Below are 11907 nucleotides of genomic sequence, written 5' to 3' on the forward strand. Positions count from 1 at the left end.
AGCCATCAAGCAACTTCTGCTTGATGGCTTGTTTTTTTGTTTTATTGTCCTTCTGCCATTCTTTCAACCATCATGGCAAGCGTCCGGACCATCGCTCCAGTGCCGCCTTGCGGGCCTAAATCGTGGCTGGACGCAGCATGGGAAGTTCCCGCTATATCCAGATGGATCCACGGGGTATTTTCAGCAAACTCCCCTACAAAGCCGCCGCCGAAAATCATATGGCCGTCACGGCCAGGTGAATTATTCAAATCTGCAACATCGCTTTTGCGGATGCGTTTTTTGTCTCGTTCTGTCAGCGGCAATCTCCAGACAAACTCCCCTGTTTCCAGCGCAGCTTTCATAAAGGTTTCAAAAAAGGCTTCGTCGTTTGTTAAAGCTCCTGTTTTGTCATTCCCCAGAGCCACAATCACTCCGCCAGTTAATGTGGCTACATCAATAATATGCGTGGCTCCCAGCTGTTTCGCGTACGTTACAGAATCAGCCAGTACCAAACGGCCTTCAGCATCGGTATTCAAGATTTCAATCGTCTTGCCGCTGAGTGATGTAATAACATCATCCGGCTTGAAGGCATTGCCGGATATCATATTGTCCGTAGATGCAATGACAGCGACAACATTTTTTTCCGGCTTCAGTTCGCCGATCACTTTCATTGCGCCAAGCACTGCAGCAGCTCCGCCCATATCACCTTTCATCCCGACAATTCCGTCTTTCGGTTTTAATGAATAGCCGCCCGTATCAAATGTAATCCCTTTTCCGACAAGTGCCAGCGGGTTGTCAAAACTGTCAGTCGCTTTGTATTTCAAAACAATCAACCGCGGTTCTTCAACCGATCCCTGGTTGACTGCTAGAATTGCGCCCATGCCCAATTCTTCAAGTTCCTCTTTGCCCAAGATATCCGTTTCAAAGCCATAAGTTTCTCCCAATTCTTTTGCATAATCAGCTAGTGCCGTAGCAGTCAAAAGATTGCCAGGCATATTTACAAGCGTCCGTGCTTCATTGACCGATTCGCCGAATACTTGGCCGATAAATGCGGATGCCTGAATCTCTTCAGCATCCTCAGCAGTCATAATGCTTAATGACTGGAGTGAAACTTCGGCTTCATTGGATGAAGTTTTATAATCATCAAAACGGTATGCCCCCATTGTGATGCCTTCAGCAGCCAGGTATGCTGCGTCTTCTACTGCAATGTTGTCATTCTGGAAAGAATCCAAATAGATGGCTGCATGCTTGATTTTTTTCTTTAGCAGCTCTTTGCCGACTTGTCCGAAAGAAATTCGCAAATCGTCTTCCGTCAGTTTTTTCCGGTCATTCAACCCGACGAAAAGCACTCGTGGAATAGCGCCTGACAGAGTTGGATAAATGACCAAAGAGTTGGAGTCAAAAGACAAATCTTTTTTGGTCCATTCTTCCAGCTTGCCGTTAAAACGTCCTGAAAACTCGCTCCATCCTTTACTATTTTCCGGATGGCGGCTCAAGCCAACCACTAAGATTTCTGCTTCAACATTTGCTGCATCACTTTGTACGATAAGTTCCATTAAGATCCTCCTCTTTTTGGCTTTCCTTCTAAGTTTATCATGTAACTCAATTATCGAGTAGTTCGGTTTTCGAAATAGTTTGTTTAAAAAGTGGTTAATGATTATGCTATACTAACAAAATATACCGTTTTGAAAGGTTGTGAAGTCATGGAGATTTTCTCTAACTTGCCTCTTATGATTGCGCTGTTTGCCATTTTGTTTGCCCAATTTGTAAAGATACCTATCCAGTACATTGTATTCCGGAAACTGGAATGGAAATTGTTTACGTCAACAGGAGGCATGCCAAGTTCCCATTCTGCGGCCGTCACTTCCCTAACTACAGCTGTGGCTTTTGAACACGGCGTTGATTCCACTATTTTCGCTGTGTCAACTATGTTTGCTGTCATCACTATGTACGATGCGACGGGTGTCCGTTTCCAGGCAGGACAACAAGCATTGACGATCAATAAAATGCGGAATGACTTCTACATATTCATGGACGAAACAAGAAAATGGCCACAGAAAAAAGAAGAAGAAAAAATAGAAGAACTGAAGACCTTGCTGGGCCATAAGCCAAGTGAAGTTCTAGTAGGCGCCATCACCGGCATTGCCATATCCTTTTTCTTTTATGGCCTGCTAACATAAAAAATCCGCCAAACCGGTATTCCGGTTTGGCGGATTTTTTTAAAGCTTTTAAAACATTTGATAACCCATTTTACGTAAAACCTTCATCACAATCCCGGAAGTGATCGCACCAGCAAAGCCAGCCAGCAACACCGCAACATCACTGCCAGTCAAAGAAGTCAGCGTATCGCCCAGCATTGAAAAAGATTCACCTGGATTAGTGAAATAGTCAAAAAAGCTGACATCGTCGATAATCAACAATACAACAATCGGATAAACGATTGCCATAAGCCAAGTCATGCGCAAAAGCATATTCAGCAAAAAGCCGATGCCGAAAAACATAACGAAAAACAAAAGAACCGAAATTATTAATTGAACAATACTGAATGATGTATTCATGAACTCTAACCTCCGATATTCCTTTCATCAGTTTACCCGAAATACCACAGGCTTTCAACGAAGCAAACCAGAATTCATCGCTTTGTCAAATGTTGAACGAAAAGCGGAGACGCCTGTTTAGTCCCGACTGGCGCTGGAGGGCTTGCCGGTAATGGCGTAACTTTGCCATTGCCGGCAAGACCGAAGCGACCCGAGGGACTAGGCGACGGAGCTGGACAGCAAGAAAAGCGGAAGCGCCTGTTCAGCTCCGACAGGCGTAAGACGATTTGGCGAAGCGGCATTTCTTCAGCCGCACAGCCGAAACGACTTACACCCCGAGGAGCTAGGCGTTGCAGCTAGACAAGAAAAGCGGAGATGCTTATTTAATCAAACAAAAAAGATGCCTATGGAGCATCCTCCACAAGCACCTTTAAAGGAATTATTTCTTGCCAGAACCTGAACAGTGGGAGCACGTTTCCGAACCGCCCAAACGCAATTGGAAGTAGCCTTGGCCTGCACAATAAGGGCATTTGTTAGCAGGTAATGCTTTTTTGAAAAATGTCATTCGAAACACCTCCCCCTGTTATTGTTTGTAATATTCTGATAATATATCACGCAAGATTTCATTGTGCAACTATAGAAAAAGGAAATGTAAACGGATACATCCCCTTTTTACTTTCATATGCATCTTCTACCTTTGCTATACTCTATTTCTTGAAAAATAATTTATATGTAGAATAGCCAAAAACATCCCCCGGGTTAACATCTTCTATCTCTTGAAAACCTTCCTCTAAAACATAATTCACCATTTCCTGCAGCATAACGGATACAGAATCATCTTTTGCCAGCTCATCTGGCGACAGCCATGCCGCTTCATACAATTCCGATAACTGTGCGGTAACCGGTTGATTTTCATCAATCGCTGTTAATAAAAAAATTGCCATGTTGTCGCTGATTTCTTCTCTTATGACACCAGTACGGAAGCCAATCATTCCAAGAAGTGCACAATCGATGCCTGTTTCTTCTTTGACTTCCCGTATGGCTGCTTGGTCAATGGTTTCATTAGCCATCACAAAGCCGGCTGGCAAAGACCACTTGCCATACAAGCCGCCATATCTTTTTTTCACTACGAGCCATTGCTTTTGTGAATTGGTCACTAAACCGGCTGCTGCCAGCCAAATATTGCCCCGTCTATGTTTTGTCATCAACTCTTCTCCTTTAACAAAAAAAGCCCCCGCAAGCGGGAGCTTTTGATTTTGATTACAGAACGTTGAACTTGCCTTTTTTCATGACTAAACCTGCTCCGCCTACTAAGAACAAGGCGCGGTTGTCGATCATTTTCTTCATGAATGAAGCACGTTTGCCTGTCACTTTTTTACCGAATACGACGCCAATTGCATCATCTTCTCCTAAAGAACAAACAGTTCCTTTTAAGTCAGGGACAAACTCGTGTGTGTCTTCACCTTTAATCAAAGCATTGATGTTTTTCGCTACTGCTTCACCTTGCTGCATAGCAATCTGTGCAGTTGGCGGATAAGGGCGATTTGTTTCTTCGTTAATCATCAACGCGCAATCCCCTAGGATGAAAACATCCGAGAATCCAGGAGCACGAAGATCTTTGTCCACTTTTACGCGGGCACGCATGTTTTCAATGCCTGACTCTTCAATCAGTTTGCTTCCGCGTACACCTGCAGCCCAAACAACAGTGCCAGCTTTGATGAACTCGAAGTTATCATCGCCTTTTTTGATGTTAACGCCTTCAGGAGTTGCTTCAACAACCGGAGTTCCGATTGAGAATTCAATTCCTTTAGATTCAAGTTTGCCGACTGCGTAGCTGACAAGCTCAGGATCAAATCCTGGCAAGACCATTGGTGCAGCTTCAACACAAACGACACGGACTTTATCACGCGGTACGTCGAACTCTTTGCAAAGTTCCGGTACCCGGTTTGCAAGTTCCCCTAAGAATTCGATTCCTGTAAATCCTGCTCCGCCAACAACGATGGTCAAACGGCTGTCGTCTTTGTCTTCTTCTGCAGACCAGTTAGCGAATTGGAATTCAATGTGTTCGCGGATATAACGCGCTGCTTTTACGTTGGCAATTGAAAGAGCGTATTTGTCAAGGCCTGGGATTCCGAAAGTTTCTCCTTCGAATCCTAATGCGATTACAAGATAGTCATATGTAAATACGCCGTTATCAGTTGTCACTTTCTTGCCTTTTACATCAATCGCTTCAACTGTCGCTTGGACAAATTTCGTTTTGACGCTGTCGATTACATCTTTGATATCGTAACGGACCTGCTCAGGAAGCAACGTTCCAGCAGCTGCTTCATGAAGCCAAGTGCTTTCGTAATGGTATTCGTTTTTATTGATCAACGTAATGTCTGCGGCATCTGTGCCGAGAACTTTCTGCAAGTTCACTATAGTAGTTAATCCACCATAACCTGCTCCTAATACTAAAATTGACGGTCTTTTCACCACAATCGCAACCACCTTCAAATATTTTTTTAATCGGAAAAATAATAAATACGAGTCGTCTTTATTCCTTTAAACTCCTAATCTCTATACTAGCCCTTTTACATCTTGTTTTCAACCGGCAATTCCCTGATAGAAAGGTTTATACCTAAAGTGTGAAGGATTTATTACAGATAGTTGCAAGTAAAGGGAATTAACTTCATTGGACTGCTGATTTCAAGTAAAACCAGTCCGTTAGGAGGCCCATGAAAATACATAAGTGGACTTCAACTAAAAAGCCCTCTCAATAAAATGAGAAGGCTTTGGTTCCAATCTGTTAATATAATCAGCAGTTTTCAGGTGTCCCTGCTTTCTGGGCAGTCCGGAATGAAGTACCGCAACCACACGAAGCGATCGCATTCGGATTTTCAATCGTAAATCCGCCGCCCATCAAAGATTGTTTATAATCGACAACTGTACCTTTTAAAATGGGTGCATCTTCTCTCGCCACTAAAATCCGGATGCCGAATTGCTCCAGTAAATCATCGCCGGACCCTTGTTCTTTCTCAAAGCCCATGCCATAAGTCAATCCGCTGCAGCCGCCGCCTTTTACAGCTACACGAAGAAAAGAATCTTCCTCTTCGTTGTGGCGCATCATTTCTTTTACTTGAACAGAAGCTGCTTCAGTAATCTCAACTACTTGTGTCATACGTATCACTCCTCTTTTGTCATCATAGCAATAAACCTTTGCTTGCTTCAAGTGAACAAGCTTGCTTAGAGCTTATCTATTTGAACCAAAAAAAGGGACCTGAAATGGGTCCCTTGGCATTAAAATACTTGTTCTACTTCCACAACGCCAGGAATTTCTTCCATTAACGCGCGTTCAATTCCAGCTTTTAATGTAATGGTCGAACTTGGGCAGCTTCCGCAAGCTCCAAGAAGACGAAGTTTAACAATTCCATCCTCTATATCGACGAGTTCACAGTCTCCTCCGTCACGCAAAAGGAATGGACGCAATTTATCTAGGACTTCCATTACTTGGCTTTCCATCATAGCTTCAGTCATTTATATCGACTCCTTTCATTATAATCATTATAATGTGATTGAGAGGAAAAAGCCACTAATGAATTTACAGGAGGTTCACACTATGCCGAAAGAAATATCGATCGAAGTTTACGGAACTGAAGTTATCTGCGCCAGCTGTGTCAATGCCCCTTCATCCATTGATACGTATGAATGGCTTGAAGCTGCTATTTCACGTAAATACAAAGACCAGCCATTTTCAATTACCTATATCGACATTGAGAAACCCCAAACCGAAGAGCATAAAAAAGACTATGCACAGCGTATTCTGGAGGATGAATTTTTCTATCCACTCGTCCTGGTTGAAGGCGAAGTTGTCGGTGAAGGCTACGTTCAGTTGAAACCTGTTTACAAAGAACTTGAAAAGCATGGTTTTCAAGCAGAAGCATAATAATAAAGCGCTCAATTGAGCGCTTTTTATTATGCCTTGCCCATTCGGCCCTTTGCAAGGTCGCGGAATTTAATCGGATTCAACAGCAGTAAAAAGAGGTCTTTATATAGGTTTCGATAAGTAACTGTTTCTGTTCCATCCTATTCTCTGCCTCCACAGAAACAGAAAAGCACCCGACCGAATCAGTCTGGTGCTCCATACTATTATTTATTTACGTTAGCGCCCATAGACATAAGGTGAACATGACTGAGCTAATGCCTTATTCAGTCTGATCAAGTTCAGCTTTTTCTATCTTTTCTGCTCTTTTTAGACTGCTTGATTTTTTAAAAGAGCCTGGTAATTCAATTAGAAGCTTCAATAGGCTGCTTTGCTGCTGGATCGCTCTGACGATTTTTCTCCAGTTTCAATGTAAAAAGTGTAATCAGACTGACAAGCATAAAGCCAGCAATTACGAACATGCCTTCTCTTAACTCGACAACCCCCAGCAGCATCGGTCCTATGAAACCACCCATTGCAGAAAGTGAACTTACTAATGCGATGCCTGCAGGTGCTGTTGATTGCGTAAAGAAGAACGTTAAATACGCATAGAAAGAACCCGATATTCCATACAATCCTGCAGAGGTGATTGATAACATTAACACCATTAATGGTGCAGTCGGTACTAGCGCACAACCAATAAGCCCAATCATGGCAATTGACATACATCCAATCAAGTGCTTTTTATAGGAATTTGTTCTGTCAGCATTCCACCCGACAAATAGAATTGCCGGAATGGCGATAAGTGATGGAATCATGGCCAACCAGCCAATTTGAATATTCGTCGTTGAAGATGAAGATAAAGATTTAAGAATCGTTGGCATCCAATAGGCCAACCCGTTGACAGCGACGAAGCCCGCTATATTAACGAGGGATAGCTTCCAAACCTTCGAATCTTTCAACATGGCAAGATGGGAAGTTTTATTGACCAGGGAACTCAGTTTTCTCTCTTTTTCCAATTCGCCTTCCAGCCATGTTTTCTCTTCGACCGTTAACCATTTGGCATCAGCAGGTCTATTGGTCATGTAAAACAGAACGACAATCCCCAATAGGACAGCTGGTATGCCTTCTAAAATGAACATCCATCTCCAACCGGCTAAATTACCCCATGAAATAGTATCGATGATCCAAGTTGACAGTGGCGCACCGATCAATGCACTCAATGGCAAAGCAACAAAAAAGACAGCGGTTGCTTTCCCTCTTTCACGTGCTCTGAACCAATACGTTAAGTAAAGAATAATCCCCGGTGTAAAACCTGCTTCAGCCACTCCAAGTAAAAAGCGTAATATGTATAAATGCGCAGCTGATTGTGCAAACCCGGTTAATACGACGATAATCCCCCAAGTAACCATAATCCGGGAAATCCATAGTTTTGCACCAAACTTTTTTAACATCAGATTGCTTGGAACTTCAAACAGGAAATACCCGATAAAGAACAAACCGGATAACAAACCGAATACTTCAGCTGTTAAGGCTAAATCTGCATTCATCTCCAAGGCAGCAAATCCAAGGTTGATCCTGTCTAAAAAAGCAACCGCATATAAAAGTAAAATAAACGGCAAAATCCTTTTCATTGTTTTCTTAACCGTTCTTTTTTCAATGGCAGTAATTGAGTGTGTTTGATCCATTTCTTTCCCTCCGCTCCCTTATGTATCCGCTTTCAAATTTCTCTTAACAAAGACGTTCAAGCTAAAATACCGTGGTAAATTCAGCAAGAGATTTCGTATAAATCTTTCGTCTGATTAATGGCCAATACATGGATTAGAATGGAAAACTTTAAATATCTCCGCCTCCTTTTTCTTTAGTTCTTCAACGCCACTTCATGGGCTATTCCCTAAAAATTCAGACTATATTAATACTTTACGTGGTAAGCCACTTAAGTTCTAGAGTGTTAATTGTTAGTTTTCCAACGAAAACTCCGCAACAATTTTACAGTTTTTTCCGTACAGGTGCCCTAAAGCCTGATATCCCATAGGTTTCTCCTAATAACATAAAAGACCTTAAACACTAATGTGTTTTAAGGTCTTTACGAAAATCATATTGTTTTGGTGAATTGGAAAAGCAATTCTTCTGCATATATAGAATAATGGCGGTGTGGATCTCGGCACGATTATGAACAAAGTGGGCCATGAGGATTCCCGGACGACATAAAAACATCCATACCCATATTACGAAGAAAAAAAGACGCCGCCGAACAAGTTCATACTCGTTCCGGCAGCCTCTTCCAAATCAAGAATCTTTAATTGCGTGCGGCTATTGTGCAAGCTGCTGTGAAATCCTCATTATTCCCTGTTACTCCTTTATGCAACTGGGTTAACGGCACTTCTCAACCATTATGCCATTTGTACATCCACAAAACGCCCGATTTCATTAAGCGGGCAATCCGGCCCGTTACTGTCCGGTCTGCTAAATAAGCAAAGCCTTGTTTTTTGCCGAGCGATCCAAGGAATCCTTTAAGCTGGATTTCCGGCATCTTCTCAGGCAACGGTTCGTTTCTCCAAACCGATTTCAATACTTTGACGATTTGTTCTGCTTGTTCTTCAGCAAGCTGTGCGGATGGCGCCATAGGCAAGGCAGCACAATCTCCAACTACATATACATTTTCATAGTTTGGTATTTGATGGTATTGGTTGAGGACTACGCGTCCGCTGCTGTCGCTTTCAACACCTAATTCGCGCACCACTTTCACTGGCTGGATTCCCGCTGTCCATACAACTGCATCCACCGGGATGGTTTCTTCATGGTTATAGAGAAGATTAGGTTCCACTTTCGTAATGTTAGAGCTAGGTACCACTTCCACATTGTTTTTGTCGAACCATTTTTTAACGAAATTACTCAATCGTTCCGGGAAGTCCCGCAAAATCCGCGGGCCTCGGTCAAACAGTTTGATTTGAAGATCCTGTCTGCTTTCACGCAGTTCACTGGCTAATTCGATGCCGCTGAGGCCAGCTCCCACAACCCCCACTATGGCTCCTGACGGAAGTCCCAACAGCGTATTGAAAGTGTCGCGAGTTTTTCCGATGGTCTGGATGCTGTACGTAAATTCATCTGCGCCTGGCACATTGTGATATTTATCTTCACAGCCTAATCCAATCACCAGATCATCGTATTCAATGCGCTCTCCGTTTTCCATAAAAACGCATTTTTCGTCGAGACCGATTTTCTCAATTTCGCCGTGAACCAATTTCAAACGGTCGCTTTCCGGGAAAGGCACACGCACTTCATGGTCTGATGCCGTTCCTGCCGCGAGTGCATAAAACTCTGTTTTCATGCTGTGGAATGGTGTCCGATCGATTAAAATAATTTCCGTATCCAATGGAAGGTTATTTGGCAATAAGCGAAGCAATATCCGCATATTTCCATATCCTCCGCCAAGCAAAACTAATTTTCGCATAAAAATCTCCCTTTTCATCCGTTTATCTGCACAATTTCTCAAATACGAGTATAGCCGATTGTGATAACTTTCACAAGCTATTATATAGAAATCAATTAATTGACTAACGCTATAAAAAAAGGTAGGATTTCGTAGTAGTGAGGTGACCAAAATGAAACCGATTGTGGAGTTTTGCATCAGCAATATCGCAAATGGATCACAAGAGACTTTTGAAAAACTAGAACGGGACCCTAACTTGGACGTATTGGAATATGGCTGCTTAAGCTACTGCACAAAATGTTCAGAATCCCTGTACGCACTCGTTAACGGTGAAATCGTAGAAGCCGATTCTCCTGAAGAATTAACTCAGAAAGTCTATGAATTTATAGAAGAAAATCCTTTATTTTAAGCCGTTGGAAAACGGCTTTTTATATGTCCCAAAATCCTAGATGTTCCAGCACATGCGTCGGCTGGACGTCTTTTTTTATGACGTCTTCCATTGGAGTGACTCCTGTATTGACATGGACGGTGTCGATTTCAAAATGAACGCCTGCCAAGATATCGGTATCATAATTATCACCGATCATGACCATATCGCTTTTATCAAAATCATGTTCATACATGATGGCATCAAGCATATGCCCTTCCGGTTTGCCGATATATATAGGCTCCACTCCGGTAGAAACGGAAACGAGTGTGGTAAATGCTCCGTTCCCCGGCACCAATCCTCTTTCTGATGGAAAGGCCAAATCACGGTTCGTGGATATGAATACCGCTCCTTTTCGAACTTCCAGGCAAGCAGTCGCCAGTTTATCATAATTCACATTCGGATCGATGCCCATTACCACAATATCTGCATCTTTTTCAACACGCGAGATGCCTTCTTGCTCCAATGCCTGGCTGAGTCCATCAGAGCCAATCATAAAGACGCTTCTGTTTGGATACCAGCGCTTGATGTATTTAGCAGCAGCAATAGCGGAAGACATGATCTGGGATTCCGTTGTCTCAATGCCAAAGCGGGCAAGCTTTTGATTCAACTGCTGTTGTGTCATCGACGCATTGTTTGTCACAAAAAACGGCTCAATGCCTTTTAACTGCAGCCTGTGGACAAATGCTGCCGCTTCCGTAACCGGCTCTGTCCCCCGGTAAACCGTTCCATCCAAATCCAGGCAATAAGCTTTATAATCTTTCATTTTTAGACTCCGGCAGAAATGCTGAGACTGGTCCCAGTTCATGTTCTAAATAATATTCGACTTTCGGTCCAAAATCCTTTAAAGATTCAAGGCGGTCACCGATTACAGTTACTAGTTCCTCATGGTCCACTTTCATGAATTCACGCACCAGCATCTTCCGCAATTCGACTACTTGTTTCAATGGTTCATCCATTTCTGCAGTAATGACTTTTTCATCAACCAAGATGTCTATGATATCTTCATAACTTCCCGGATCACGCATTATAAAACCATCAATCATCGAATTTCCTACATCAATGATTGATTCGATGATATTATTTGCCAGGCGTTCCAATGCCAGCTGATCGACTAAAGTAGACCATTCCTTCTTTTCTTCATATAATTCCACCAGTGAAGACATATAAGCTACTGTCTCTGTAATTTTATTTCTATCAATAAAATACATCTAAAACCCTCCATTAAACGAATGCTTAATTCAATTTTTCTCTTCTTTATCATATCATATAGGCATGAAAAAACCCTCGCCAGATTATGAATCTGTCTCGAGGGTTTCCGTTTGCTGCTCTTCAACCGGAGCTGGCGCTTTGCCGGTCTTTTTAATGACAAAATAAGCGCAGCCAAAATTGCAGTATTCATATAAATAATCCTGCAAGGTGCTGATTTTTGTATCATATGTTGCTTTATGGTTGGAATCTTCAAAGAAACCTTTTAAGCGCAGTTGCCCATAGCCCCAGTCGCCTAATATATAATCGTATTTCGCAAGGATTTCGCTGTAGCGATTTGCTAATGCTTCTTGTTGAAATCCCTCCCGATAATCGATTATGATTTCATATTCCCATTGATCTAATGTAATCATCTTCGTCA

General features: G+C 42.5%; 15 protein-coding genes. 3 read left to right on the forward strand and 12 right to left on the reverse strand.

Annotated elements, in window-relative coordinates; genetic code table 11:
* Positions 1-41 precede the first annotated feature (41 nt).
* Positions 42-1535: a leucyl aminopeptidase gene (locus ACSFXN_RS16430; RefSeq protein WP_437151195.1), complete on the reverse strand. Its 1494-nt coding sequence runs from the start codon at positions 1533-1535 to the stop codon at positions 42-44.
* Between the two features lie 147 nt (positions 1536-1682).
* On the opposite strand from ACSFXN_RS16430, the gene ACSFXN_RS16435 reads away from it, so the two are divergent.
* Positions 1683-2159, forward strand: coding sequence for a divergent PAP2 family protein (locus tag ACSFXN_RS16435; protein ID WP_437151196.1), 477 nt, complete (start codon positions 1683-1685; stop codon positions 2157-2159).
* Positions 2160-2207: 48 nt separating this feature from the next.
* Here the strand turns inward: ACSFXN_RS16435 and ACSFXN_RS16440 are convergent, their stop codons facing one another.
* The 6 genes from ACSFXN_RS16440 to ACSFXN_RS16465 all read right to left on the reverse strand — a co-directional run bounded on the left by ACSFXN_RS16440 (position 2208) and on the right by ACSFXN_RS16465 (position 6032).
* Positions 2208-2537: a YuiB family protein gene (locus ACSFXN_RS16440; protein ID WP_437151197.1), complete on the reverse strand. Its 330-nt coding sequence runs from the start codon at positions 2535-2537 to the stop codon at positions 2208-2210.
* A gap of 418 nt (positions 2538-2955) precedes the next feature.
* Positions 2956-3081, reverse strand: coding sequence for a YuiA family protein (locus ACSFXN_RS16445; RefSeq protein ID WP_300992122.1), 126 nt, complete (start codon positions 3079-3081; stop codon positions 2956-2958).
* Positions 3082-3223: 142 nt separating this feature from the next.
* Entirely contained in the window at positions 3224-3721 is a 498-nt protein-coding gene (locus ACSFXN_RS16450; RefSeq protein WP_437151199.1) for an NUDIX domain-containing protein, read from the reverse strand.
* Positions 3722-3776: 55 nt separating this feature from the next.
* Complete coding sequence (locus tag ACSFXN_RS16455) at positions 3777-4991, reverse strand: NAD(P)/FAD-dependent oxidoreductase (RefSeq protein WP_437151395.1); 1215 nt, start codon at positions 4989-4991, stop codon at positions 3777-3779.
* Between the two features lie 322 nt (positions 4992-5313).
* Positions 5314-5676: a HesB/IscA family protein gene (locus tag ACSFXN_RS16460; RefSeq protein ID WP_437151200.1), complete on the reverse strand. Its 363-nt coding sequence runs from the start codon at positions 5674-5676 to the stop codon at positions 5314-5316.
* 119 nt (positions 5677-5795) lie between these two features.
* Entirely contained in the window at positions 5796-6032 is a 237-nt protein-coding gene (locus ACSFXN_RS16465) for a NifU family protein (RefSeq protein ID WP_300992117.1), read from the reverse strand.
* 82 nt (positions 6033-6114) lie between these two features.
* Here ACSFXN_RS16465 and ACSFXN_RS16470 point away from each other — a divergent pair, with 82 nt between their 5' ends.
* The gene (locus tag ACSFXN_RS16470) at positions 6115-6441 is read left to right on the forward strand and encodes a YuzD family protein (protein ID WP_437151202.1); all 327 of its coding nucleotides are present in this window, start codon (positions 6115-6117) and stop codon (positions 6439-6441) included.
* A gap of 341 nt (positions 6442-6782) precedes the next feature.
* Here the strand turns inward: ACSFXN_RS16470 and ACSFXN_RS16475 are convergent, their stop codons facing one another.
* Entirely contained in the window at positions 6783-8105 is a 1323-nt protein-coding gene (locus tag ACSFXN_RS16475) for an MFS transporter (protein ID WP_437151203.1), read from the reverse strand.
* A gap of 698 nt (positions 8106-8803) precedes the next feature.
* On the reverse strand, positions 8804-9871 hold the full coding sequence (locus tag ACSFXN_RS16480; RefSeq protein WP_437151204.1) for an NAD(P)/FAD-dependent oxidoreductase: 1068 nt from the start codon (positions 9869-9871) through the stop codon (positions 8804-8806).
* 151 nt (positions 9872-10022) lie between these two features.
* Between ACSFXN_RS16480 and ACSFXN_RS16485 the strand changes: the two genes are divergently transcribed.
* A complete protein-coding gene (locus tag ACSFXN_RS16485; protein ID WP_300992112.1) occupies positions 10023-10259 on the forward strand; it encodes a YuzB family protein in 237 nt (78 codons plus the stop codon).
* A gap of 19 nt (positions 10260-10278) precedes the next feature.
* On the opposite strand, the gene ACSFXN_RS16490 is transcribed toward ACSFXN_RS16485, so the two are convergent.
* The 3 genes from ACSFXN_RS16490 to ACSFXN_RS16500 form a co-directional block, all read right to left on the reverse strand.
* Positions 10279-11043, reverse strand: coding sequence for a TIGR01457 family HAD-type hydrolase (locus ACSFXN_RS16490; protein ID WP_437151207.1), 765 nt, complete (start codon positions 11041-11043; stop codon positions 10279-10281).
* Positions 11030-11488: a DUF86 domain-containing protein gene (locus ACSFXN_RS16495; protein ID WP_437151209.1), complete on the reverse strand. Its 459-nt coding sequence runs from the start codon at positions 11486-11488 to the stop codon at positions 11030-11032. The genes ACSFXN_RS16490 and ACSFXN_RS16495 overlap by 14 nt, the downstream gene beginning before the upstream one ends.
* Before the next feature lie 84 nt (positions 11489-11572).
* The gene (locus ACSFXN_RS16500) at positions 11573-11899 is read right to left on the reverse strand and encodes a YutD family protein (RefSeq protein ID WP_300992107.1); all 327 of its coding nucleotides are present in this window, start codon (positions 11897-11899) and stop codon (positions 11573-11575) included.
* Positions 11900-11907 lie beyond the last annotated feature (8 nt).

Source organism: Planococcus sp. 1R117A (assembly GCF_051417975.1).
GTDB classification, from domain to species: domain Bacteria; phylum Bacillota; class Bacilli; order Bacillales_A; family Planococcaceae; genus Planococcus; species Planococcus shenhongbingii.